The organism is Flavobacterium algicola, assembly GCF_022399565.1.
GTDB classification, from domain to species: domain Bacteria; phylum Bacteroidota; class Bacteroidia; order Flavobacteriales; family Flavobacteriaceae; genus Flavobacterium; species Flavobacterium algicola.
This window is the reverse complement of sequence record NZ_JAJTUT010000002.1, coordinates 243,711-270,249: the sequence shown is the minus strand read 5'-3', so window position 1 is coordinate 270,249 and position 26,539 is coordinate 243,711. Positions and strand designations below refer to the sequence as shown.

At 33.7% G+C, this 26,539-nt stretch carries 17 protein-coding genes and 1 pseudogene; 13 read left to right on the top strand and 5 right to left on the bottom strand.

The window, feature by feature from the left end:
• Positions 1-11: 11 nt before the first annotated feature.
• Together LXH21_RS07930 and ychF are read right to left on the bottom strand one after the other, a co-directional pair.
• The gene (locus tag LXH21_RS07930) at positions 12-1,142 is read right to left on the bottom strand and encodes a hypothetical protein (protein ID WP_239864374.1); all 1,131 of its coding nucleotides are present in this window, start codon (positions 1,140-1,142) and stop codon (positions 12-14) included.
• A 1,753-nt stretch (positions 1,143-2,895) separates the two neighbouring features.
• A complete protein-coding gene (gene ychF / locus LXH21_RS07925; protein ID WP_239864373.1) occupies positions 2,896-3,990 on the bottom strand; it encodes a redox-regulated ATPase YchF in 1,095 nt (364 codons plus the stop codon).
• A gap of 275 nt (positions 3,991-4,265) precedes the next feature.
• Between ychF and LXH21_RS07920 the strand changes: the two are divergent.
• Positions 4,266-6,940, top strand: a pseudogene (locus tag LXH21_RS07920) (TonB-dependent receptor).
• Positions 6,941-7,223: 283 nt separating this feature from the next.
• On the opposite strand, the gene LXH21_RS07915 reads toward LXH21_RS07920, so the two are convergent.
• Positions 7,224-7,574 carry a 4Fe-4S dicluster domain-containing protein gene (locus LXH21_RS07915; RefSeq protein WP_239864357.1) on the bottom strand — a complete coding sequence of 117 codons (351 nt, stop codon included), beginning with the start codon at positions 7,572-7,574 and terminating at the stop codon, positions 7,224-7,226.
• A gap of 135 nt (positions 7,575-7,709) precedes the next feature.
• Between LXH21_RS07915 and LXH21_RS07910 the strand changes: the two genes are divergently transcribed.
• The 10 genes from LXH21_RS07910 to LXH21_RS07865 all read left to right on the top strand — a co-directional run bounded on the left by LXH21_RS07910 (position 7,710) and on the right by LXH21_RS07865 (position 18,006).
• Complete coding sequence (locus tag LXH21_RS07910; RefSeq protein WP_239864355.1) at positions 7,710-8,768, top strand: acyl-CoA reductase; 1,059 nt, start codon at positions 7,710-7,712, stop codon at positions 8,766-8,768.
• Positions 8,769-8,861: 93 nt separating this feature from the next.
• Positions 8,862-9,932 carry a 3-phosphoserine/phosphohydroxythreonine transaminase gene (serC, locus tag LXH21_RS07905; protein ID WP_239864352.1) on the top strand — a complete coding sequence of 357 codons (1,071 nt, stop codon included), beginning with the start codon at positions 8,862-8,864 and terminating at the stop codon, positions 9,930-9,932.
• A 210-nt stretch (positions 9,933-10,142) separates the two neighbouring features.
• The gene (locus tag LXH21_RS07900; RefSeq protein ID WP_239864350.1) at positions 10,143-11,093 is read left to right on the top strand and encodes a D-2-hydroxyacid dehydrogenase; all 951 of its coding nucleotides are present in this window, start codon (positions 10,143-10,145) and stop codon (positions 11,091-11,093) included.
• A gap of 105 nt (positions 11,094-11,198) precedes the next feature.
• Positions 11,199-11,753, top strand: coding sequence for a DUF937 domain-containing protein (locus LXH21_RS07895; RefSeq protein ID WP_239864348.1), 555 nt, complete (start codon positions 11,199-11,201; stop codon positions 11,751-11,753).
• Positions 11,754-11,880: 127 nt separating this feature from the next.
• On the top strand, positions 11,881-12,312 hold the full coding sequence (locus LXH21_RS07890) for a DUF6146 family protein (protein WP_239864346.1): 432 nt from the start codon (positions 11,881-11,883) through the stop codon (positions 12,310-12,312).
• Positions 12,313-12,343: 31 nt separating this feature from the next.
• Positions 12,344-12,646: a DUF6787 family protein gene (locus LXH21_RS07885; RefSeq protein ID WP_239864337.1), complete on the top strand. Its 303-nt coding sequence runs from the start codon at positions 12,344-12,346 to the stop codon at positions 12,644-12,646.
• A 169-nt stretch (positions 12,647-12,815) separates the two neighbouring features.
• A complete protein-coding gene (locus LXH21_RS07880) occupies positions 12,816-14,441 on the top strand; it encodes an OstA-like protein (RefSeq protein ID WP_239865755.1) in 1,626 nt (541 codons plus the stop codon).
• A 98-nt stretch (positions 14,442-14,539) separates the two neighbouring features.
• Positions 14,540-15,727 (top strand): aspartate aminotransferase family protein, encoded by a 1,188-nt coding sequence (locus tag LXH21_RS07875; RefSeq protein ID WP_239864329.1) that lies wholly within the window; start codon positions 14,540-14,542, stop codon positions 15,725-15,727.
• Between the two features lie 132 nt (positions 15,728-15,859).
• Positions 15,860-17,257: a tetratricopeptide repeat protein gene (locus tag LXH21_RS07870; RefSeq protein WP_239864320.1), complete on the top strand. Its 1,398-nt coding sequence runs from the start codon at positions 15,860-15,862 to the stop codon at positions 17,255-17,257.
• A complete protein-coding gene (locus tag LXH21_RS07865) occupies positions 17,257-18,006 on the top strand; it encodes a shikimate dehydrogenase family protein (RefSeq protein ID WP_239864318.1) in 750 nt (249 codons plus the stop codon). Before LXH21_RS07870 ends, LXH21_RS07865 begins: the two co-directional genes overlap by 1 nt.
• 78 nt (positions 18,007-18,084) lie before the next feature.
• Here LXH21_RS07865 and LXH21_RS07860 read toward each other — a convergent pair whose 3' ends face one another.
• Both LXH21_RS07860 and gyrA read right to left on the bottom strand, forming a co-directional pair.
• Entirely contained in the window at positions 18,085-19,359 is a 1,275-nt protein-coding gene (locus tag LXH21_RS07860) for a tetratricopeptide repeat protein (RefSeq protein WP_239864316.1), read from the bottom strand.
• 44 nt (positions 19,360-19,403) lie between these two features.
• Complete coding sequence (gyrA, locus tag LXH21_RS07855; RefSeq protein WP_239864315.1) at positions 19,404-22,049, bottom strand: DNA gyrase subunit A; 2,646 nt, start codon at positions 22,047-22,049, stop codon at positions 19,404-19,406.
• Between the two features lie 254 nt (positions 22,050-22,303).
• On the opposite strand from gyrA, the gene LXH21_RS07850 reads away from it, so the two are divergent.
• Positions 22,304-24,850, top strand: coding sequence for an ATP-dependent Clp protease ATP-binding subunit (locus tag LXH21_RS07850; RefSeq protein ID WP_239864313.1), 2,547 nt, complete (start codon positions 22,304-22,306; stop codon positions 24,848-24,850).
• A 147-nt stretch (positions 24,851-24,997) separates the two neighbouring features.
• The gene (gene rimK / locus LXH21_RS07845) at positions 24,998-26,371 is read left to right on the top strand and encodes a 30S ribosomal protein S6--L-glutamate ligase (protein WP_239864311.1); all 1,374 of its coding nucleotides are present in this window, start codon (positions 24,998-25,000) and stop codon (positions 26,369-26,371) included.
• Positions 26,372-26,539 lie beyond the last annotated feature (168 nt).

Genomic DNA, 26,539 nt, shown 5'->3' with positions numbered 1-26,539 from the left:
TCTAGCTTCCATTAATTACTATTTTTTTTTTGCCTTGTAGTAATTTCCCAATTCTCAATTTGGTAAGGATTATCTATTCTATCAATCTGCACTAAAAATCGCAATTCATTTTTGTCTTCATCATTCTTTTGAATTAAAATTCTAAACTTATAACCTTTTATAGCTTCGATATATTCATCATTGATAACGTTGTGGTTAAAATATTTAGAAACTATATTTATTTCTTTGGAAAACTGAGTGTTTCGTGATAAAAAATTAAGAAACTGTAATGTAGTAGCTCTCTTAAATGTTGCGTCATTTATTTTATCAGAGGGAACTTTGTAAGTTGATTCAAAGGATAATAATAAATTATCACAACCTGACAAATTAGCGGTAACTATAGTATCATTATTTTTATATTCTTCATCAATTGTTTCGGTATAATTATGCATATCTATGCTTCGAGTACGTTTGTGAACTTCAGCAATATTTATAAAAATAGTTTTTGATTTCAACTGAGATAATTTACAATCTGATAAGTAGCTTTCTTCATACAGGTTACCATTTCTATACACAAAAGATAACGAGGTAGATTTTGTATCATTAGTTGAATAGGTTCTATAATTTTGTGAGATATCAACCAACAATGTATTATTTACAAATTTACTGTCGTCAATTATATTGTATGAAAATGGAGCATAACCGAGAATACTATGCGATTCTTTTTCATTAATTTCATCTTTCATAATATAAAAAATAAAATCTTGATTTGTATTTGAATTCCCTCCCAGCATTCCTTCAGATGATCTATTAATTACATAATCAATTATTCCGTCATTATTTAAATCTCCTTTATGGCTTATCAAGTATGAAACTGTGTAAGGATCGCCATCATTTGCAAATGAAACATAAAAAGGCAACTCCTGTACCTGCATCTCCTTATACTTTTGATCACCAATTTCTCTTTTTATGAGAACCTTTAAAAATGCGCTTTCAGTTTCAGTAGGAATTACTTTTTCTTCCTTTGGCTCCACCATGACAATTGTGTCGTTCTTATTTATTTTATTAATACCTATAGTTTCTTTTTTACATGAAAAGGCTAATACAATTAATGCAGTTAGAACTACTTTTTTATTTTGAAGGAATACAGTTCTATAATTCATTGAAAAATTTATTTGTGATGTTTTAATAGTTTAAGTTAAATCTTTTTATTCTGATAATTAGTGTGTTTGGATTTCAAATTTAACAAATAATGCACCACAAATACTTCCAGCATTTCATTTTTTTTAATCATTTAAATCCCAAAAGTTTCCTCAGCATATATCACTAAGTGTTATGGTTGTTTGTGAAGGCTTTTAAACACCCGCTGTTTGGGTTAATTATTATCGTTCATAATACATTTAAAAACAAGTCATTTGCAATTCCTTTCACTAAGTATTTATTATTTAGTTGCGATCATCGAGTACAAATTCTATAAAATGATTGTCTTTCTTGTAGTTGGTGTATATTTCAATTTCCACATGCGAATCTTTCCATTGTTCTCGCGCCTTAAGCATTTGCAAAATATCAATCTGTATACTGTAAATTTATAGGAAATGTAATTTAGGGGCCAAAAACCGAGCTTCACGACCAGAAACCGATAATGTTTTATATCTTAATCGATGGTAGTTTATAAGTAAATTGACACTGCTTCGTTCAATATATCGGCATCGCAACGGCTAGCGTCAAAGGGATTTCGGCCGTATATCAATACTAGTGTTCCATCATAATCACAAAATGATGACTTTTGGTAAATCAACGTTTTACTAGCAGTATATTGGGGAATCTTTTTTTTAGTTTTATGCTTTCATTTTGTTACTTATTTTTTGATGATTCAAAATTGTTGTTGTTGTTGTTGTACGCGATAGTTTTGCGTAGCCTCAAATAAAGAATAATTTTAAAATAGCAACGTCATCCTGCAAAGTCTTTTTTAGACCTTGTAGGTTTTCATTTTTGTTTAGAAGCTATTATGTACTATATCTATAAGGTTAATAAGACCTTGCATGAATATAAACGAATTTTTCTAACAAAAACAAATGTTATTAGTAGCGCGCCTGAGGGATAGGAATAAGCTACCGAAGTAGCATGAATAGCCCGACCGCAGAGGAGAAAACGGCTCCATAAGCGGTGCTAAAAGTAAGCTATTTTTTCTTTTGGGGTCACGCCCAAAAAAGCAAACATTGTCGCAGGACAAAAAGGTTTTAATTAGGTATAAATCATTTAATAATTATTTACAAAACCAGCACCGATAATAGACGCTGGAAGACTTGATTGCTGCTTGCTCGACTACTTATTATTTGGGAACGGTCTTGAAGGTGCTAAAATAAGAACGGTTGCGCAAACGGATACGGACTATTTTTTACAAAGCAATGGAGCGCTATAATAAAATTATTTAATTTAAGCGAAAGCACCATATATGCAACTGAAAGAATAAAAGTCTACTTTACAAAACGTTATAGCCAACTTTATAATTTAATATTTTACTACTGATTAGGTCGTTTGTAATAGAATATATTAATTTGATAGCCTTGAAAAAAGCAGTAAGAGTAATCCTTATTCTATTTTTTATTCTATTTAACCCTTTTAAAAATCTTCGAACTCTATCAAAATTTGCGTGATAAATATTGCACACAGATTTGGCAGATTTTCGCAGATAAGAATTAAAATTTAACTCTACATTGAAGTTAATTCTGATTTACCAAAGTTCGAAATTGTTTGAAATATGTGGAACCCTTTTTTGAAGTGAAATCAAAAATAATGACTCAGCTATTTTGGACCATTTACAGTACTGATAAAGTTAATATAAACGCAAAAAAACCTGCAAAATTGCTTTTGCAGGTTCTCTCTTTATGTTTTATGCTGTTGTTCTATCAAGAATTACACATTGAAACGGAAGTGCATTACATCACCATCTTTTACGATATATTCTTTTCCTTCCACTTTGAATTTACCCGCTTCTTTACATTTCGCTTCTGAACCATAATGAACGAAGTCCTCGTAAGCGATAACTTCTGCACGGATGAATCCTTTTTCGAAATCGGTGTGGATAACTCCCGCAGCTTGTGGTGCAGTAGAACCAATATTGATGGTCCAAGCACGAACTTCCTTAACACCTGCTGTAAAATACGTTTGTTGTTTCAATAACTTGTAAGCAGCACGAATTAAAACTGATGCTCCAGGCTCGGTCAATCCCATATCTTCAAGAAAAACTTGACGTTCTTCAAAACTTTCTAATTCTGTAATATCAGCTTCAGCACCTACTGAAAGAATAATTACTTCGGCATCTTCGTCTTTTACTAATTCTTTAACTAGATCAACGTATTTGTTTCCGTTTACTGCTGAGTTTTCGTCTACGTTACACACATACAAAACTGGTTTTGCTGTGATCAATTGAAACGATTCCATTAAAACTTCTTCGTCATTGCCTTGAGGAGTAATTGTTCTCGCTGACTTTGCTTGCAAAAGTGCTTCTCTTACACGGTCCAAAAGTGCTTTTTCTGTTTGCGCTTCCTTATTTCCTGTTTTAGCAGCACGGTTTACTTTCTCCAAACGCTTGTCTACTGTTTCAAGATCTTTTAATTGTAACTCGATATCAATCGTTTCTTTATCACGAATTGGGTTTACATTTCCATCTACGTGTACAATATTGTCATTATCAAAACAACGCAAAACGTGAATAATAGCATTACACTCTCTAATGTTTCCAAGAAATTGATTTCCTAATCCTTCTCCCTTACTTGCCCCTTTTACCAATCCTGCAATATCTACAATATCTACAGTAGCCATTTGTACGCGCTCAGGCTTTACCAATTCTTCTAATTTATTGATACGTGGATCTGGTACATTTACTACTCCAATATTAGGTTCGATAGTACAAAAAGGGAAGTTTGCACTTTGCGCTTTGGCATTTGACAAACAATTAAAAAGTGTTGATTTTCCAACATTAGGTAATCCTACAATTCCTGCTTTCATGGTGTGTATATTTTAGAGTGCATATTCTACAATGAATATGCTTTGAAAAAACTTAGTTTTAAAAGTTTGCAAATATAAGATTTAAAAAATGTTTTAGCGATTATTATTTAGAGTTTAAAATAATTAATAGCTGTTTTTTACTTATTTAATAATTATTAGACAATTAAAGATATAATTAACATTTAATCACCATAAATATGATTCTTAACATATTTTATTATAATAAAACGTTAAAAGTACACTATATTGCAGATCTAAACTAGAAACACTACAAAATGAAAAAAATCTATCTACTATGTTTAATCTTTAGTTCTACGTATTTATTTGCGCAGAAAAATATCACGGGTGTCGTCAAGGATGAATCTGGAAGTAGTCTTCCTGGTGTGAATATTATCGAAAAAGGAACAAATAAGGGAGTCGCAACAGATCTCAACGGAAAATATAAAATAAATGTAGCAGAAGGAGCTATGTTAGTCTTTAGTTATTTAGGTTACGCTACTACTGAAAAGAAAGCTAATAATAGCGTTATCAATATCACGCTTGCATCCGAAGGTGGTGAATTATTAAATGATATTGTTATTGTTGGTTCTAGAAATTCTAAGAGAACAGTTGTAAATTCGGCTGTACCAATCGACATTATTAATGTAAAGGATATTACAACACAAAGTGGTAAACTTGAGATTAACGAATTGTTACAGTACGTTGCTCCCTCATTTAATGCCAATAAACAATCTGGTTCTGATGGATCGGATCACGTTGACCCTGCATCTTTAAGAGGACTAGGACCAGATCAAACCTTGGTTTTAATTAATGGAAAAAGAAGACATCAGTCTTCGCTTATCAATCTTTTTGGTACCCGTGGACGTGGAAATACAGGAACGGATTTAAATGCGATTCCGGCAAGTTCTATTAAAAGAATCGAAATCCTGCGTGATGGTGCTGCCGCACAATACGGTTCTGATGCTATTGCAGGAGTGGTAAATATTGTACTAAATGACAATGTTGACGAATTTACAGGCTCTGTTACCTATGGCGTATTCAATACAAATGCTAAAGGAGATTTTCCTGAAGGAACTGCAAATACAGATAATTATAGACTGGACTTAGACGGAAACGGAAACTCAGTAGGTAAAAATCAAGCTTTTGATGGTGGTTCTGTAAAAGTAGCTGCTAATTATGGTGTTGCTATAGGTGACAAAGGTGGTTTTGCCAACTTTACCACAGAATATATTAACAAAAACAAAACACTACGTCCTGGATTCGACTTTAGAAAGGGGTTTGGTGAAGCAGCTATTACAGGTTTCAATTTGTTTGCCAACATGATGGTGCCTGTATCTGATAAAACAGAAATTTACGCTTTTGGTGGAAGAAACTTTAGAGATACCGACGCTTATGCTTTTACAAGAAATGACGGAGCAAGAGTTGTTGAGTCGATATATCCAGGAGGTTACAGTCCAAGAATCACGTCAAACATCTTAGACAATTCCGTTGCAGTTGGTTTTAGAACAACCACAACTGGTGGTTGGAAATTAGATTTTAGTAATACAAACGGTAAAAACCTTTTTCACTATTATGTAAAAGGAACATTAAATGCATCTTTAGAGAATGCTTCACCTACAGAGTTTGATGCAGGTGGACATAGTTTGACTCAAAATACAACGAATTTAGACATTTCAAAAAATTATGACGGAATACTAGAAGGTTTTAATCTCGCTTTTGGAGGGGAATTTAGAACAGAAAAATTTGAAATTTTTGCCGGTGAAGAAGGTTCGTATGCAACATATGATACCAACGGAGTAGCAATCACAGATCCTACAACGCAATTTGCACCAATAGATGTAATTTCTGGAGATGCAAGACCGGGAGGTTCTCAAGGATTCCCTGGATATAGTCCAGCAAATGCGGTTAACAAATCACGCTCAAATGTATCTTTATACGCTGATGCTGAACTTGACGTGTCTAAAGCTTTCCTGATTAGCGGTGCAGCACGTTTTGAAAATTACAGCGATTTTGGAAGTACATTAAACGGAAAGCTAGCTATGCGTCTTAAACTTAATGACAAAATTAATATTAGAGGATCTGTAAGTACCGGTTTTAGAGCTCCGTCTTTGGCACAAGTGTATTATAATTTACGTTTTACCAACTTTAGCGCTGGTGGTGCTTCTGAGGTATTACTATCTCAAAACAGCAGCCCAGTAACCAAATCTTTTGGAATCGAAAAACTTAATGAAGAAAAAGCACTGAACGCATCACTTGGATTCACTGCTAATTTTGGTGATTTTACTGCAACAGTTGATGGTTATTTAATTAATGTAGACGATCGTATTGTTTTGACTGGATATTTTGATGCTACGATAAAAACCTTGGTGTAGACGCAGCGCAGTTCTTTGTAAATGGTACTGACACAAAAACAACAGGTTTGGACTTAGTATTTTCATGGAAAAAGAAAATTGCTGGACAAACTTTTGGCGCTACATTAGTTGGAAACATTAATAATATGAAAATCGACAATGTTAAGAATGGCGACCTAGACGAGCAAATATTCTTTGGAGAAAGAGAAAAAGCATTTCTTTTGGCTTCTGCTCCAAAAAATAAATTTGGTTTGAATTTGAGCTATGAAGTAAATAAATTTAATGCCGGACTAGCCTTCACACGCTTTAGCGAAGTAAAATTGTTAGACTACCAAGCAACAGAAGATACAGCAGACTACGATAGCTTTGATGAAAAAATAAGATTAGCAACAGATACTTATTCTGCAAAAATCACTACTGATTTAACGTTAGGATATAAACTATCTAAAACTACCAAACTAAGCCTTGGAGCAAACAATCTTTTCAATATCTATCCAGATCAACAAGATGACTGGGTTGAAGGTGGTGGATACTGGGATGCCGTTCAAATGGGATTTGGAGGAGCTTACTACTATGCAAGACTTGGATTTAATTTCTAAAAACGCAGCATAGATTAAAATAATTATCATCCTGATACTAATAAAATACCTCTACTAAAGGATTTTTTAAGTATTAGGATGATTTTTTTTGTTTATGAAATTGTAAAGGCTTTCGAAACGCCTTATAGAATTAAAAATAAATTGCAATTGCACTATTATTACCAACTCAAGAAAAGCTATACCAATTTATTATAAATAGAAAGGCTAATAACTTTCGAAAAAAATTAGGCATAAAAAAATCCTGAATTTTCATTCAGGATTATCAATATTTCTATACTATCAACTATTCGTTATGTAAAAACGCTTGTCTACTTAGTAATGTTTCTTCGTCTTCTACATGATTGTCATCAGGAATACAACAGTCAACAGGGCAAACAGCAGCACATTGCGGTTCATCATGAAAACCTTTACACTCTGTACATTTTCCTGGTACGATATAATACACTTCATCAGAAATTGGAGTTTGAGCATCATCTGCATCAACCTCTGTACCGTCAGAAAGAATAACTTTTCCAGTTAATTTTGTACCATCTTTATATCTCCAATCATCAGCACCTTCGTAAATTGCTGTATTTGGACATTCTGGTTCACATGCACCACAGTTGATACATTCGTCTGTTATGATAATTGCCATTTTGTTCTTTAATTTATGTTTTTCTAAATCAAATTATCTCTACCAAAAACATTTGACACAAGACTTTTGACTTTCGACTTATTATATCTTACTTTTGTGCAAAATTACAATCAAAACATTTCATAAACAAACATTATGACATTAGAAAATAAAAAAAATGCTTTTATTGAATTAGGAAAATTCCTGAGTCAATTTTCTGAAGGCGAAAATTCGCAAAAAGAAGGCGTTTTGGGTAATGACGTTTTTTATGATTCCTTTGTAGATTTGATTCAACTCACACAGTCGCATAATGGCTGGTACACACCAGATAACGTGTATTTTGCATTACAATCGTGGGCTGAAGCACTGACAAAGGAAAATCTTGATAACTGGCTAGACGCTTACAACCTAACTGATGTAACGCCAAAGAGAGTTGCTTTGATCCTTGCCGGAAATATTCCGCTTGTAGGTTTTCATGATTTTTTATCCGTCTTAATCTGCGGGCACGAAGCACTGATTAAGTTATCATCAAACGACCAGCATTTACTACCATTTTTGGCCAAATATTTAATTCATGTTGAATCCCAATTAACCAATAAAATTACTTTTGTTGAAGGAAAATTGGAGAATTTTGATGCTGTAATTGCGACAGGCAGTAACAATACAGCGCGTTATTTTGAATTCTATTTTAAAGATAAGCCATCAATTATTCGTAAAAGCCGTAATTCTGTTGCAGTGATAGACGGTAATGAAAGCAAAGAACAATTAATTGCTTTGGGAGAAGATATTTTTAGGTATTTTGGTTTAGGTTGTCGTAATGTTTCTAAATTATTTGTACCCAAGGGTTACATTTTTGATCCATTTTTTGAAGCTATGTTCGAATACCAAGATGTGATTCATTATGAAAAATATGCTAATAATTACGATTACAATAAGGCAGTATTCTTGATGAGTAATTTCAAATTACTAGACAACGGTTTCTTAACAATTAAAGAAGATTTAAGTCACGCCTCCCCTATTTCAAGTATATTTTACGAATACTACGATACACTCGAAGAATTACAACAAAAGTTAATCGTTGAGGAAGAAAATATACAATGTATAGTGAGCAACAATCTAATTAAAGACAGTATTGACTTTGGACAAACGCAACAGCCTAAATTATGGGATTATGCAGATAATGTTGATACTATAACGTTTTTGTTAATAACATAAGGAAAAATTTAATAATTATTATGGATTATTTAATGATTATTAAAGTACTATTACCGAAATTTGCATTTTAAATTTTTGGACATAAACTACACCATGAAAAAACACAACTACAGCGCAGGACCTTGTATTTTACCACAAGAAGTTTTTGATAAATCAGCTCAAGCGATTTTAAATTTTAATGATTCAGGATTGTCTATCTTAGAGATCTCTCATCGTAGTAAAGATTTTGTTGCCGTTATGGACGAAGCTAGAGCTCTTGCTTTGGAGTTACTAGGTTTAGAAGGTAAAGGATACCAAGCACTTTTTCTATCTAGCGGAGCTAGTTTAGAATTTTTGATGGTTCCTTACAACTTGATGAAAGAAAATGGAAAAGCAGCTTATCTAGATTCTGGAACTTGGGCTACAGCAGCTATAAAAGAAGCTAAATTTTTTGGAGACACAGTTATCGTTGCTTCTTCAAAAGATGACAATTACAACAATGTACCAAAAGGTTATGAAATTCCTGCTGATGCAGATTATTTCCACTGTACATCAAACAATACAATCTTTGGTACGCAAATGAAGTCATTCCCAAAAACGGATGTACCTATGGTTTGCGATATGAGTTCTGATATCTTTTCTAGAGTTATCGACTTTACTCAGTTTGATATCATTTACGCTGGTGCTCAGAAAAATATGGGACCTGCAGGAACAACTTTGGTTGTAATCAAAGAATCAATAATCGGTCAAAGTGGACGTGCTATTCCAAGTATCTTGGATTATGCTAAACATGTTAAAGCAGAAAGTATGTTTAATACACCACCTGTTTTCCCAGTTTATGCTTCATTATTAACTTTGAGATGGATTAAAGAACAAGGTGGAGTTGCAGCAGTTGAAAAATTGAATGATGCAAAGGCAGCTTTACTTTATGGAGAAATAGATAGAAATCCATTGTTTAAAGGTGCAGCAGCCACAGAAGATCGCTCAACTATGAATGCTACTTTTCTATTAAACAACCCAGATCACACGGAAACATTTGATAAAATGTGGAAAGAAGCTGGAATCTCTGGAATCCCAGGACACCGTTCAGTTGGCGGTTATAGAGCTTCTATGTACAACGCAATGCCTATCGAAAGTGTTCAGGTATTAGTTGATGTTATGCAAGCTTTGGAGAAAAACGTATAATTAATTCTGTAATATCGAATTAATATCGTTTAAAAATAATAAAATACATACAGGATTCTAGCACCGATAGCAGTGGAAATCCTTTTTATTTTTGCTTTTTTAAAAATAAAAAGATTGAAACATCCCGAAATGTCGGGAGCGGGAATAGCTTCTAAAAATTATAATTAATATGAGGTTGCAAGTCAATTGTACCTCGCAATGAATTAAAAAATGAAAGTATTAGCAAACGACGGGATTTCAAAAAGTGGAATCTTAGCTTTAGAAAAAGGTGGATATGAAGTAATCACAGCAAAAGTAGCGCAAGAACAAGTAGCGAACTACATCAACGAAAATAACGTAAGCGTTATCTTGGTGCGTAGTGCAACTAAAGTTCGTAAAGACATTATTGATGCATGTCCTGGTATCAAAATCATTGGTCGTGGTGGTGTTGGTATGGATAACATCGATGTTGAGTATGCTAAAAGCAAAGGAATTCATGTTATCAATACTCCAGCTTCTTCTTCGGAATCGGTTGCTGAATTGGTATTTGGTCACTTGTTTTCTGGTGTTCGTTTTTTACATGATTCTAACAGAAACATGCCATTAGAAGGTGATACTAAATTTAACGTTTTAAAGAAAGCTTATGCTGACGGAGTTGAATTAAGAGGAAAAACTTTGGGTGTTGTTGGTATTGGTCGTATAGGTCAAGCTACTGCAAAAATGGCATTAGGTTTGGGTATGAAAGTTATCGCTGCAGATAGTTTTATTCCTCAAGTTGATGTTAAGGTAGAATTTTTTGACGGACAATCTATTACGACTACAATAGTTTCTCAATCTTTGGAATCAGTTTTTCAAGAAGCAGACTTCCTTACTTTGCACGTACCAGCACAGAATGGTTACATTATTGCTGAGAAAGAATTTGCAATGATGAAAGATGGTGTAGGTATTGTAAACTGTGCACGTGGTGGTGTAATCAACGAAGTTGATTTGGTTAACGCATTGGATAGTGGAAAAGTTGCTTTTGCAGGATTGGATGTTTTTGAAAACGAACCAACTCCAGCTACACAATTATTAATGCATGCAAAAATCTCTTTGACTCCACATATTGGAGCTGCTACCGGAGAAGCACAAGATAGAATTGGAACTGAATTGGCATCTCAAATCATTGGTTTGTTGGGTTAATATCAAAATTTTGATAATTACATCAAGAGGATTAGCTAATTATTTTAGTTAATCCTCTTTTTTTTTATTAAATTTGAGATATAACTTATTAAAACTATAAAAATTATGTTTGAACAATTAACGCAGTTAGCACAACAATTTGGAGTAGATTCAGTAATTAATAACTCAGCTGTTCCTAATGAAAAAAATGAAGCAGTAATAGGAGAAGCAAGTAATTCAGTAATTAGCGGATTGCAAAAAATTGTAGCCGATGGTGGTATTGATCAACTAGCTGGATTGTTTCAAGGTGATAACGCCAAAGACGCAAGTAATCCAGTTGTGCAAAAACTAACACAACAACTTTCTGGAAATTTAGGTTCGAAGCTTGGTCTAGATAGCGGAGCAGCAGCTGGAGTAGCAGCTAAATTAATTCCGCAAATATTAGGTTCTCTAGTAGGTAAAGCAAAAGATCCAAATGATTCCAGCTTTGAAATATCTGATATAATTGGTGCAATTTCTGGAGGTGGTGAGAACAGTGGTATAATGGATGCTATTTCAAAATATGGCGGACAATTTGGTTTGGATCAAAATGGAGACGGCAAAGTAGATGTTTCAGATGCCATGGATTTAGCTTCAAAAAAGGGTCTTGGCGGTGCACTTGGTGGACTTTTTGGAAAATAAAAAATATAAACATATATTTTCGAAGAGCACTTATTTTTTAGGTGCTCTTTTTTTTTAGTAATTTAGAAAGTAAAGTTTTCTGTTTATTTTTTTGTAATTTTATAATTAAACAGTAAAATTTCTTGTGATGAAAAAAGGTTTATTACTTTTTAGCTTTATAATGCTCTTACACCTTAGTTGTGCAGGTAGTAAAAATATTGACTTGCCAGTATCTACAGCTAATACTGTTAATGACACTGTGAAGATAGTAAACGATTCTCTAGAATATAAAGTTATAATCATAGACAACGGTTATAGTACTTGGCTCAGCAGTAGAGCGCTACCACGCAACTTTCACTCCCAGTCTTTTTTGGAAGGTAAAAATCAGTTGTACATTTTAGAATGGAACAGTCGCGTCATGCAGCCACAGCGTTACAATCCTAACTTATATGAAATGACCATCAATTATAATTCTAATATTGATTATGGCTATGAAGTAAATTATCTCATTTATAATTATATGATTTATTTTCAAAATACCTATAAACAAAAACTCTATGGTAATGTTCCTCTAAAATAATGTTCTTATATTTGTAATCATTATAAATAAAATGAAGAAATTAAAAGAACGTTGGGGTATTGAATCAAACATTCAACTAACAATTATATTTATCGTTTTTGCAATCACGGGCTCTACATCGGCTTGGTTATCCCGCTATGTTTCTGATTGGCTAGGATTAACCAAAGAAGTTTTAGGGTTGCTGTATACGCCTGTACGATTAATACTTATTTTCCCAATCTATCAAATTTTACTTGTTCTTATAGGTTTTCTTTTTGGACAATTTAATTTTTTTTGGGGGTTCGAAAAGAAGATGTTGCGAAGTATGGGGTTAGGCTTTTTGTTTAAAGCTTAATCATCAATCCCTTTCCCTATTGGAACAATCTTAAATAAATTTGATATTTAAGAATTAGTTGCCAATCTTATCCTAAATTTGAATTGTTGAAGTAAAAACTTAAAAGCGTTTGCGATGTGGATTGCTACCTTTTACCTAAATTTGACAAAAAATAAATCCATTGACACGAATTTTTCAAATTATAACTTTTTTTTTGGTTGTGCTAAGTACCAATATCCTAGCTGCACAAGCACCAAAAAAAATAATCATTGAACATTCTGATTTTGCAGATGTAAATGAGGCAGAAATGCCAGATGCTTTTTTACTTACAGGAAATGTAAGTGTAAAGCATGACGGAATTGTATTAACATGTAATAAAGCATACTTTTTCAAGAGTGAAAATTACATAAAAGCATTCGGAAACGTTCAAATTGTACAAGGCGACACTTTATTTCTTAACAGCAAATATGCTGAGTATAATGGAAACATGAAGCAAGCGTTTGCAACCGGAGATGCTGTAATGCGATCACCTGACGCTACACTAGCAACCGATACTATTAACTTTAACAGAAACTCCCAAGAAGTATATTATAATACAAAAGGTACGATTACTAATCTTGAAAACACCTTAAAATCTAAATCAGGTCGCTACTACGTGGTCGAAAAAAAATTCCAGTTTTTAACTGCTGTCACTATTACTAATCCAACTTATGTAATTAAATCAAATCACTTGGATTATTACAGTAATTCTGGTCACTCTTACTTATTTGGGCCTTCTACGATTACTAGTAAATCAAATTTTATATACACCGAAAAAGGATTTTACGATACCAAAAAAAATCTAGCGCACTTTCTGAGAAAATCATATATCAAATACGATGATCGAAGGATTGAAGGAGATAGTTTGTATTATGATCGAAATAAGGAATTTGCCTCTGCCACACGTAATGTAAAGATTACAGACACAATCAACAAAGGTGTAGTCAAGGGTCATTATGCAGAAATGTATAAGAAAAAGGATTCTTTATTTGTTACTAAGCGAGCAGTTGCAATTAATTTGGTTGATAATGACTCTATTTATATTCACGGTAAAAAATTAATGGTTACAGGTCCAGAAGGTAATAGAATTATAAGAGCATTTAATAATGTTCGTTTTTATAAAGTAGATATGAGTGGTAAATGTGACTCGTTGCATTCTAGCTCCAAAGACGCACTTACCAAACTTATCGGTAACCCTATTTTATGGAATGGAGAAAACCAGATTACAGGAGAAGTAATGCATTTAATTGGTGATAATACCACTAAAAAACTCGATTCTTTAAAAGTGCTCAAAAACACCTTCATGGTCTCGCGGGACACTTTGGGCACTGGCTACAATCAAGTAAAAGGACTCAATTTATTTGGCAAATTTAAAGAAGGTAAACTTCATGATGTTGACGTCATCAAAAATACCGAAGTGATTTACTATATGCGCAACGACGAGACAGAGTTAATTGGGATTAATAAAAATGTTAGTAGTAGAATTAATTTAATTTTAGAAAACAATACTGCCGAAACAATTACTTTTTATGATCAAGTAGATGGAACAATCTATCCAGAAGAAGACCTTTCACCTTATGACCGCGTATTAAAAGGTATGAAGTGGCGTGGAGACGAAAGAATCAATAGTAAAGAAGATATTTTTTCTGATGAGGATAATGAACTTCATGATAAGTTAATTAAAGAAGGAGAAATTGATCAAGCTAAAGTTAATACTCCAATGAAGGTTCGTAAAGAAACCTTGGACTACGATAAGAAGAAAAAGAAAGGGAAGTAAATTTTCCTCAATCTACTCCTTACCTATCATTCATTACTTAAAATTAAGCAGAGGCAATTTTCTAAATTGTACACTTATAGATAAAAAACAATACTAATTTGAATTCAGATTTTATAAAATATCAAGCTCAAACGTCTCCTTATCCATTAGGAATGGAAGTTTCTCATGCTGTAGGTTCCTATATCTATGACACTAGTGACAAGAAATATTTGGATTTTGTAGCAGGAGTTTCTGCTTGCACTTTGGGTCATCAACACCCTAGAGTGAACCAAGCAATAAAAGATCAATTAGACAAGTATTCACATGTAATGGTTTATGGAGAATATTCTCAAAGTCCAGCAGTTGAATACTGTAAACTAATGGCTTCACTCCTACCGGAACCTTTGAACAAGACCTATTTGGTCAATTCAGGAACCGAAGCGATTGAAGGATCTTTAAAGTTGGCACGACGAGTTACAGGTAGAAGCCAATTAATTTCTTGCCATAATGCCTATCACGGCAATACTATGGGTTCTATGAGTGTGATGGGATTTGAGGAGCGTAAGCAGGCTTTTCGACCTTTAATACCTGATATCGATTTTATTACCTTTAATAATGAGGAGGATCTATTAAAAATTACCTCAAAAACTGCCGGTGTTCTGCTCGAAACGATTCAAGGTGGTGCTGGTTTTATAGAACCTTTTAATGACTATTTAAAGAAAGTGCGTGATCGTTGTACCAAAGTTGGAGCAATGATGATTTTGGATGAAATTCAGCCTGGTTTTGGACGTACTGGTAAACTGTTTGGTTTTCAAAATTACGATATTGTCCCAGACATTATTGCTATGGGAAAAGGCATGGGCGGCGGTATGCCAGTTGGCGCATTTACTGCTTCAGCTGAAATGATGGACTTGTTGACTGAAAATCCTAAACTGGGCCACATAACAACCTTTGGCGGTCACCCTGTCATTGCGTCAGCATGTTTGGCCACTTTACAAGAATTAGTGGAAACGGACCTAATGAATGAAGCACTGAATAAAGAAAAATTATTCAGATCTCTTTTGGTACATCCTTTGATAGAAGAAGTACGTGGAAAAGGCTTAATGCTTGCAGCAATGACCAAAAATGCAGAAATTACAAATGAAGTAATTTTAAGGTGTCAAAGTAAAGGTTTAATCTTATTCTGGCTGTTATTTGAAGGTTGCGCCATCAGAATAACGCCACCACTAACCATCTCTGAAAATGAAATTCGAGAAGGTTGTGCGATTTTAAAAGAAGTAATGGACGAAGTCGCGTTACTGAATTAAAAGACAAAAGCGACCGTAATAATTACCCCCATTGGATTGTTAATTAAATTGTTCACAACAATTCTGATTTTTCTTCCTCATAAAAGTAAGGATGCCTAACTTTAAATAGGCTAAATTCAAAACAACGACAGTATGCAATTAAGCGACGAAGAAGAAAACTATAACTTATCGTTATCTAAATTTGAGTCTATGTTGAAAACCAATAAAGTTTTCTTTTTTGACTCAGAAGAATTTGAAGAAATTATTCTTCATTACCTAGATATGGGCAAGTCAGCTTTAGCAAAAAAAGCCCTAAAATTAGCATTAGATCAACATCCCAAATCAACAGGCTTAAAATTAGTACAAGTAGAAATGTTGATTTTTGAAGAAAAGCTTGAAATCGCTGAGAGACTTCTCAACGAACTCTATGCAATTGAGCCTAATAATGAAGAAATATACATTCAGAAAGCAAATATATGCTCTAAAAGAGACCAACATGAAAAAGCGGTTGAATATCTAAATATCGCTTTAGAGTTTACCGAAGATTATGCTGATGTATACAATTTAATTGGAATGGAGCACTTATTTATGGACAATCTAGAATTGGCTAAAGTGAGTTTTATAAAATGTCTGGAAGAAGACATTGAAGACCAATCTGCTCTTTATAATGTAGTATATTGCTTTGAGTTTTTAGACCAAAATTTAGAAGCAATAACTTATCTCGAGCAATACATCGAGAAAAATCCATACAGTGAAATTGCTTGGCATCAAAAAGGTAGATTGCATTATGGTTTGAAAAACTATGAAGAATCTATTGTAGCATTTGAGTATGCTACCTTGATTGACGAAGACTTTCTAGGTGCCTATATGGAAAAGGCAAAAGCATACGAGCGTTTAAAACAGTATGATAAAGCAATCGAAAGTTACAGTCGCACTATTGAATTGGATGATGCAACATCATATGCGTTACTGCGTATAGGTAAATGCCATGAAAAACTTGGTAATACAGCTCTAGCTTTGAGTTTTTACAATAAAACGGTACATGAAGATCCTTTACTAGATAAAGGTTGGATTGCTATTACTGACTTTTACGTACGTCAAAATAATTTTCAAAAGGCATTATTTTTTGTTAATAAAGCATTAGCAATTGACAACCAAAACAAACTGTATTGGAAGCGTTATGCAACCATAAATAAACAGATGAACTTTTTTGAAGAAGCTGAATTTGGTTATCGAAAAGCTGTAGAATTTGGAGATACCGAATTGGACACTTGGTTGTTCTGGGTTGATTTACTATTGTTTCTTGGTGAATTTGACAGCGCTATACTTACGCTATTACAAGCCACCGAATTTTACCCAGAAGCTAACGAAATCGAATATCGATTAGCAGGATTGTATTTTATGACACAAGATACCACAAAAGCAAAATTTCATTTAAGTAATGGACTGCGCCTTAATTTTGACAATTACATTTTAATAGAAGATATGTTCCCTGTGGTTTGGGCTAAAAAAACTGTCCGAAACTATATCGACAAACATAAAAAAGAATAATGGATACTAATAATAAAAAGCGATTTGGCCTACTAGGTAAAAACATCAATTACTCTTTTTCAAGAGGATACTTTACAGATAAGTTTGAAGCCGGTAATTACGAAGATTGTACCTATGAAAACTTTGATATACCTGAAATAACTGAATTTCCGGATATCGTCAACAACAATGATGAAGTAAAAGGAATTAATGTAACGATTCCATATAAAGAATTAGTTATTCCCTACCTGGATAAGTTATCAAAAAAAGCAGCAAAAATAGGTGCCGTAAATACCATTAAATTTACAAAGAAAGGTAAGCTAAAAGGGTACAATACGGATTACTATGGTTTCAAAAAATCATTACAACCGCTACTGCAACCGCATCATAAAAAAGCTTTAATTTTAGGAACTGGCGGTGCTTCAAAGGGAGTTGCTTTTGCTTTAGCAGAATTAGATATTGACTATACATTTGTATCGAGAGGCAATAAAGAAAACTCTATAGATTATAGCCAAATCAATGAAGAGACATTTAGTCACTATCATATTTTGATCAACTGTACGCCTGTAGGAACTAGTCCAGATATTGACGCGTGTCCAGACATTCCATATGATCATTTTACAGATAAGCATATTGCATATGACTTAATTTATAATCCTGCTGAAACGAAGTTTTTACAACAAGCAAAAGCAAAAGGAGCACAAATTAAAAATGGCTTAAGAATGCTTGAATTACAAGCTGAGAAATCTTGGGAAATTTGGAATAAATAGCATACTCTACTATCTATTAAGCATAAAAAAAGCCGCTTAGAAAATTTTCTAAGCGGCTCTTTCGTTTCATAAAATTAATTACAGACCCAATTTGGTTGTTAATGCTTTTTTCTCAGCAGACATTTCCAATGCTCCGTAAACACTAGCAAGTGTATTTCCTATATCTTTGTTCGTTGGATCGATCTCCAAAGCTTTTACTAATACTGGAATAACCCCTTGATAGATCTTTTTCTTTTCATTCTTTAATACTTCGTATCTTTTATTGTCCTTGTCAGAAGTACCTAATTTATTCATTTCAGCATTGATCGGTGTTTCAGCTTCTAGCTTCAAACCTACCAAGTTAATATAAGCGTTCATGTATTTAGGATTTACTGCAATCGCTTTATTGTAGTACATCTCAGCATCAACTTTGTTTTTTGCTTCACTACTAATAACACCTAAATTGAACAATAAATCAGCATCATTAGGATTTTTTGCTAAAATTTCAGTTACTAATTTTTTGTAAGAATCGAAGTCTTTCGTTTCCAAATATAAATTCGCTTCTGTCATGGCTAATGAAGTATCATCAGGATTAAGCTTTCTAGCTTCAACAATGATTTCCTTAGCTTCATCTATTTTCTTTTGTTGTACTAAAATTAAAGCGATGTTTTTTACAATTTCACCTTCTTTAGATTCTACTACCTCTTCTCTTGGACTTTCATGGGTTTTTAATTTAACCATTCTGTCTCTATCTGCGGCAGTTGCAAAAGCTTCTTCTTTATCGGTCATCACATTCTTTGCAATAAAAGATTTTGACTTACCAGTAAATTTAAGCTTTCTTAGCTCTTGCAAATCTTTAAGAGAACCATCAAAGTCTTTAGCATTCATTCTAAAGCTTGAAGCGTAGTACAAGTTCAAAGTATCTTTCTTATCCAACTTATAAGCTTCGGTTAACTTATCTGCTCCTTCTTTAAATTTACTCTCCTTAGAATCTTCAATAGCACCGTTAACTAACTTTTCTTTAATTTTTGCAATTACTTTTTTAGCCTCTGCAGTATACTCTTGTTTACCCGATTTTTTTTCGATAGCTACAACTTCTTTTGAAGCGTTAGCGGCTAGTAACAAGTTTTTATCTACATCCACATTTTTATCAACAGCATCCATATATACTGTTTCTCTCAAATAATAATATTGAGCTTTTTCAGCATCAGAGGCACCCTCTAATAATGGTTCAACCTGATTTAATAAACCTGGTACTTCTTGTAAATTTCCTTTTTTAATTGCCTTTTCAGCAGCTTTTAATTGATCTTTTTGAGCAAAAGTAGCTACCGATACCAACAAAGCTGATGTTAGTAAAACATTTTTAGCTTTCATAAATAAATTATTTTAAAATTAGTTTGTTTGTTTTTACTTTAAAATTAAGATTCGTCTTCATCATCTGCGTCCTCGTCAGCATCATCTTCTTCAATTTCATCCTCATCAGCATCGTCTTCTTCGGTAGCTTCATCGTCCTCTAAAACCTCTAATACAGGTTTAACCCTTTCGATAGCTTCTACTTCGATAACATTACCATCTTCATCAACCACAATTTCTTCAGCATCATCTTTCATTACTTTTGTAACTGCAGCGATAGAATCTTTTCCTTTAAGGTTAATTAATTTTACACCTTGAGTTGCGCGTCCCATAACACGTAAATCTTCAATCGCCATTCTTATCGTCAATCCTGATTTATTAATGATCATTAAATCATCAGCATCTGTAACAGCATTTATTGAGATTAGTGGACCTGTTTTCTCTGTAATGTTAAGTGTTTTTACACCTTTACCACCACGATTAGTAATACGATAAACATCTTCACCATCATCATCTACCAATTTGGTACGTTTTCCATATCCATTTCCAGTAACAACAAGTACTTGCGTATCGTTTACCGCATCCTTATCAACAGTAATCATACCAATTACTTCGTCATGATCATCTTTCAAAGAAATTCCACGAACTCCAGAGGCTGTTCTACCCATTGGTCTCGTTTTTGTTTCTTCAAAACGAACTAATTTTCCAGACTTAACAGCAAGGATAATTTGGCTTTCACCATTAGTTAATTTAGCTTCTAACAATTCATCACCATCTTTAATAGTAATAGCAGCAACTCCATTAACCCTAGGTTTAGAATATTTCTCTAAAGAAGTTTTCTTAACCTGACCTTTTTTAGTTACCATAACTAAGTTATGACTCTTAATGTAATCTTGGTCTTTTAAATCTTGCGTACAAATAAATGCTTTTACCTTATCATCGCTCTCAATGTTGACTAGATTTTGTATCGCTCTACCTTTAGCCGTTTTACTACCTTCTGGTATTTCATAAACTCTCATCCAGAAACATTTTCCTTTTTGAGTAAAGAACATCATATACTGATGATTCGTCGCTACAAACATATGCTCTAAGAAATCTTGATCTCTTGTACCAGCACTTTTTTGACCAACTCCACCTCTATTTTGAGTTTTGTATTCTGTTAAGTTTGTACGTTTAATGTAACCAGCATGCGAAATTGTAATTACTACATTCTCATCAGCAATTAAATCTTCGATACTTACATCACCACCAGAATACTCAATAACAGAGCGACGTTCATCTCCGTATTTTTCGCGAATTTCTTCTAATTCTTCTTTTATTAATGCTATTCTAAGGTTAACATCAGCCAATAAACCTTTTAAGTAGTCTATTAACTTCATAATTTCTTCGTACTCTGTTCTTAACTTATCTTGTTCCAGACCTGTTAATTGACGCAAACGCATTTCAACAATAGCACGAGCTTGAATATCTGTTAATTTAAATCTTTCGATTAATTTCTCTCTTGCTTCCTCTGTACTTTTAGACGCTTTAATCAAAGCAATCACTTCGTCGATATTGTCAGAAGCGATAATCAAACCTTCTAGTATATGTGCTCTTGCTTCCGCTTTCTTAAGTTCGAACTGCGTTCTACGCGTAACAACATCATGACGGTGCTCTACAAAATAATGAATCATATCTTTAAGATTCAACATTTGCGGACGTCCTTTTACCAATGCAATATTATTTACACTGAAAGAAGATTGTAATTGCGTGTACTTATATAATGTATTCAAAACTACATTTGGAGTTGCATCACGTTTCAAGATATAAACGATGCGCATACCATTTCTATCTGACTCGTCACGAATATTTGCAATACCTTCAATTTTTTTGTCATTCACCAAATCAGCAGTACGCTTGATCATGTCTGCTTTATTGACTTGGTATGGAATCTCGGTTACGATAATACTTTCTCTACCATCCACTTCTTCAAAACCGACTTTGGCGCGCATCACTACTCTACCTCTACCCGTTTTAAAAGCTTCACGAACTCCTTCGTAACCATATATAACACCTCCTGTAGGGAAATCTGGTGCTTTTATGTGATTCATTAACTCATCGATTTCAATATCATTATTGTCCATGTAGGCCAATGTTCCATTGATTACCTCTGTTAAGTTGTGTGGGGGCATATTTGTTGCCATACCTACTGCAATACCTGTTGCTCCGTTTATCAACAAAGTTGGAACACGGGTTGGCATTACTTTAGGTTCATATAATGTATCATCAAAGTTCAACTGAAAATCAACTGTTTCCTTCTCGATATCTGCCATTATTTCTTCAGAAATCTTGCGCATTCTGGCCTCAGTATAACGCATCGCAGCTGGACTATCTCCATCTACAGAACCAAAGTTACCTTGACCATCTACTAATAAATAACGTAAACTCCACTCTTGAGCCATACGAACCATTGCATCATATACTGACGTATCTCCGTGAGGGTGATACTTACCTAGAACTTCCCCGACAATTCTAGCGGACTTTTTATGGGCTTTATTCGAAAAAACTCCTAAATCATACATTCCATAAAGAACTCTTCGGTGAACAGGCTTCAAGCCATCTCTAACATCTGGAAGTGCTCTTGATACAATAACTGACATCGAATAATCAATGTAAGCTGATTTCATTTCATCTTCTATGTTAATAGGAATTAACTTTTCTCCTTCAGACATAAGTTGTTATATTAAATATTATATTAGTTTCAAAACGTGCCAATATACAGCTTTTTGAAATTTTTAAAAGGTTTTTAAAGCACTATTTTCAATGATTTATTAACAACAGTCAAGGAGATTTGTTTACTAATTTAACAGGCGTTTAAGTGATTTTAGTTATTTTTTTTGTCAATTAGCTGACAACACTAGATAAAGGAATGATTTTTGGTTTTAAAATACTAAATCACTAAATTTACTGATACCAAATATATATTATGGATGATAATTTTTCACCTAGAGTAAAAGACGTTATTACCTACAGCAAAGAAGAAGCTTTGCGATTAGGTCATGACTTTATAGGAACCGAACATTTGATGTTAGGTATCCTTAGGGACGGTAACGGAAAAGCTATAAAAATATTAAACAACCTGTCTGTTGATTTAGAACATCTACGGAAAAAGGTTGAAATTTTAAGCCCTGCAACCCAAAGCACAGAGACAAACATTGAGAAGAAAAACCTGCACTTGACACGTCAAGCAGAAAGAGCGTTAAAAACTACTTTCCTAGAGGCTAAGGTTTTTCAGAGTACTTCAATTAGCACTGCTCATCTGTTGCTTTGTATCCTACGAAACGAGAACGATCCTACAACCAAGCTCCTGAATAAACTAAAAATAGATTATGACGTAGCTAAAGAACAATATTTAAATATGACACCAAACGAAGAAGAATTTTTAGAAAATTTACCTAGAGCGAATGATTCATATAACGACGATTTAGGACAAGATGACAGTCTAAAAGAAGGAAACTTTAATAACCCTACAAACAAATCAAACAAAAAATCTAAAACTCCAGTATTAGACAATTTTGGTCGTGATTTGACAGAAATGGCAGAAGAGGGAAAATTAGACCCCGTAGTTGGACGAGAAAAAGAAATTGAGCGTGTAAGCCAGATTTTGAGTCGACGCAAGAAAAATAATCCACTTTTAATTGGTGAACCTGGTGTGGGGAAATCTGCTATTGCAGAAGGTCTTGCACTTCGTATCATTCAAAAGAAAGTATCTCGCATTTTATTCAACAAACGAGTAGTTACACTTGATCTTGCAAGCTTAGTAGCGGGTACGAAATACCGTGGACAATTTGAAGAAAGAATGAAAGCAGTAATGAATGAATTAGAAAAAAATGATGATATCATTCTTTTTATTGATGAAATTCATACTATTGTTGGTGCAGGTGGAGCAACAGGATCACTTGATGCATCTAATATGTTTAAGCCCGCTTTGGCAAGAGGAGAAATCCAATGTATTGGTGCAACTACACTTGACGAGTACAGACAGTATATTGAGAAAGATGGCGCTTTAGAAAGACGTTTCCAAAAGATTATTGTAGAACCAACATCTGTGGAAGAAACGATAACAATTCTGAATAACATCAAAAATAAATATGAAGACCACCATAACGTTATTTATTCACAAGAAGCAATTGAAGCTTGTGTTAAATTGACAAACCGTTATATGTCAGAACGATTTTTACCAGACAAAGCTATCGATGCTTTGGATGAAGCTGGTTCAAGAGTACACATCACAAATATTGAAGTACCGAAGCAAATCCTTGACTTGGAGCGCAAATTAGAAGATATTCGAGAACTAAAAAACGTTGTTGTTAAGAAGCAGAAATATGAGGAAGCAGCAAAACTTCGTGATGACGAGAAGAAATTAGAAAAAGACTTAGCTATTGCTCAAGAGCAATGGGAAGAGGATGCAAAAAACAATCGAATTGAAGTAACAGAAGATAATGTTGCCGATGTAGTTTCTATGATGACAGGAATACCTGTTAATCGTATAGCACAAACTGAAAGTAATAAATTAGCGAAATTACCTGAATTAATTGAAAGTAAAGTGATAGGTCAAAATGAAGCTGTGACCAAAATTGCACGTTCAATCCAAAGAAACCGAGCTGGATTAAAAGATCCAAATAGACCAATTGGTTCCTTTATTTTCTTAGGGCAGACTGGTGTAGGTAAAACACAATTAGCCAAAGTACTTGCCAAAGAATTATTTGATTCTGAGGATGCTTTAGTTCGTATTGACATGAGTGAATACATGGAGAAATTTGCCATCTCTAGATTAGTTGGAGCACCTCCGGGATACGTTGGTTATGAAGAAGGTGGTCAATTAACTGAAAAAGTTAGAAGAAAACCTTATGCTGTCGTTTTATTAGATGAAATCGAAAAAGCGCATCCAGATGTATTCAATATGCTTTTGCAAGTACTTGATGATGGATTCCTAACAGATAGTTTGGGTCGAAAAATTGACTTTAAAAATACAATCATAATCATGACTTCAAATGTTGGAGCCCGACAATTGAAAGATTTTGGTCAAGGAGTAGGTTTTGGAACTGCTGCCAAAGTAGCGCAAGCAGATGATAATTCGAAAAGCATTATCGAAAATGCTTTAAAGAAAACATTTGCACCAGAATTCTTGAATAGAATTGATGACGTTATCGTCTTTAATGCTCTTGAAAAAGAGGATATCAATTTGATTATCGAAATCGAATTGAAAAAACTGTACGATAGAATTGCAGAGTTAGGATACAGCCTAAAATTATCAGACAAGGCGAAAAGCTTTATTGCAGATAAAGGTTTTGACAAGCAATTTGGTGCTAGACCACTAAAAAGAGCGATTCAGAAATATGTTGAAGACAGTCTTGCTGAAGAGATTATTACTTCAAAAATAAATTCTGGAGACGATATTTTTATGGATATCGAAGATGGAGCACAGGAATTAACAGTGTCGATTCACAAAGCAGATGAAGCAACAAAATAATATTTTTTTATTATTAAAATAAATCACAAACCCGTTACGTTTTATTAACATAACGGGTTTGTTATTTTAAATCAATATAAGTTTAAAATTGAGAAACAATAACTACTTTTACCCTCTACAAACTCTTTCTCATACAAATAATATAATATGTCCCACAACAAAGTCATACTCGGTAGCGAAGAATGGTGCTCATTCCCAGAATTAGGAATACCTACGATAAAGGCAAGGGTAGATTCAGGTGCCAAAACGTCTGCTTTACATGCAGTCAACATTGCTCCTTTTATAAAAAACGAAGCCAACTGGGTTAAGTTTGATATAAATCCAATTCAAAATAACCAAAAAACAGTAATACATTGTGAGGCGCCGCTAATCGACAAGAGAATTGTAAAGAGTTCTAGTGGGTTTAGGGAGCAGCGCTACGTTATTCAGACTACTTTAGAAATCGGAGACGATAAATGGAATATCGAAATGACATTGACCAATCGTGATTCTATGGGCTATCGAATGTTACTTGGTCGCGAAGCAATGAGCGGACGAGTATTGGTTGATCCGGAGCAGCAGTATCTTTTAGGTCAGCCGACAGCAGAAAATTTAAAAGAACTATATAAAAATTCTGAAAAAGCAACAACTGGTCTTCGCATTGGTGTACTAGCTAGTAACCCAGAATTATATAGCAATAAAAGAATCATGGAAGCTGGAGAAATGCGCGGTCATGAAATGCACTTTTTGAATATCAAAGAGTGTTATATGAAACTAGATGCAGAGAAACCAGAAATTCATTATCGTGGTGGAATCATACTTAATAAATTTGATGCCATTATCCCCAGAATACGCCCTAGCGCGACTTTTTACGGTTGTACTTTAACACGTCAGTTTGAAGCCCTAAATGTTTATTGTTTGAATTCTTCTATGGCAATAACCCAATCAAGAGATAAATTGTACTCGTTACAACTATTGCTTCATAGCGGTATAGGTATTCCAACTACTGGATTTGCCAATTCACCGTTAGACACCAATGATCTTATAAAAATGGTTGGAGGACCGCCCTTAATTGTTAAATTATTAGAGGGTACTCAAGGTAAAGGAGTAGTATTAGCAGAGACCAAGAAAGCAGCAGAAAGTGTTATTAATGCTTTTAAAAGTTTAAACGCAAACATACTTGTTCAAGAATTCATTAAAGAAGCAAACGGTAAAGATTTACGACTATTTGTTATTGATGGTAAAGTTGTAGCTACCATTCAAAGAGAAGCTATGCCTGGCGAGTTTAGAGCAAACATTCACCTAGGGGGAACTGCATCTGTCATAAAAGCAACAACAGAGGAAAAACGTATTGCTATAAAGGCTGCCAAAGCAATGGATCTAAAAGTTGCTGGAGTCGATATTATTCGATCTGCAAAAGGGCCTTTATTGCTTGAAGTAAATTCATCACCAGGACTAGAAGGTATTGAAGGCGCAACCAATAAAGATATAGCAGGAGAAATGATTAAAGCGATTGAAAAAAACTTTATCAAATCAAAATAATATATCTCATTTTATATAAAAAGGAGAACCAATAATTTCTATTGGTTCTCCTTTTTTTTTTGACTATGATCTATAACTTCACACTAAGTTGAATAGAAATATATTCAAAAAACTTTAATCCTTCGCTAAAAAAAAAACCATCCTTACAGTGAACTATAGGATGGTTTT

Coding starts and splice junctions, on each gene's coding strand:
- LXH21_RS07930 (WP_239864374.1), bottom strand. CDS start 1,142: ATGAATTATAGAACTGTATTCCTTCAAAATAAAAAAGTAGTTCTAACT.
- ychF (WP_239864373.1), bottom strand. CDS start 3,990: ATGAAAGCAGGAATTGTAGGATTACCTAATGTTGGAAAATCAACACTT.
- LXH21_RS07915 (WP_239864357.1), bottom strand. CDS start 7,574: ATGGCAATTATCATAACAGACGAATGTATCAACTGTGGTGCATGTGAA.
- LXH21_RS07910 (WP_239864355.1), top strand. CDS start 7,710: ATGACATTAGAAAATAAAAAAAATGCTTTTATTGAATTAGGAAAATTC.
- serC (WP_239864352.1), top strand. CDS start 8,862: ATGAAAAAACACAACTACAGCGCAGGACCTTGTATTTTACCACAAGAA.
- LXH21_RS07900 (WP_239864350.1), top strand. CDS start 10,143: ATGAAAGTATTAGCAAACGACGGGATTTCAAAAAGTGGAATCTTAGCT.
- LXH21_RS07895 (WP_239864348.1), top strand. CDS start 11,199: ATGTTTGAACAATTAACGCAGTTAGCACAACAATTTGGAGTAGATTCA.
- LXH21_RS07890 (WP_239864346.1), top strand. CDS start 11,881: ATGAAAAAAGGTTTATTACTTTTTAGCTTTATAATGCTCTTACACCTT.
- LXH21_RS07885 (WP_239864337.1), top strand. CDS start 12,344: ATGAAGAAATTAAAAGAACGTTGGGGTATTGAATCAAACATTCAACTA.
- LXH21_RS07870 (WP_239864320.1), top strand. CDS start 15,860: ATGCAATTAAGCGACGAAGAAGAAAACTATAACTTATCGTTATCTAAA.
- LXH21_RS07865 (WP_239864318.1), top strand. CDS start 17,257: ATGGATACTAATAATAAAAAGCGATTTGGCCTACTAGGTAAAAACATC.
- LXH21_RS07860 (WP_239864316.1), bottom strand. CDS start 19,359: ATGAAAGCTAAAAATGTTTTACTAACATCAGCTTTGTTGGTATCGGTA.
- gyrA (WP_239864315.1), bottom strand. CDS start 22,049: ATGTCTGAAGGAGAAAAGTTAATTCCTATTAACATAGAAGATGAAATG.
- LXH21_RS07850 (WP_239864313.1), top strand. CDS start 22,304: ATGGATGATAATTTTTCACCTAGAGTAAAAGACGTTATTACCTACAGC.
- rimK (WP_239864311.1), top strand. CDS start 24,998: ATGTCCCACAACAAAGTCATACTCGGTAGCGAAGAATGGTGCTCATTC.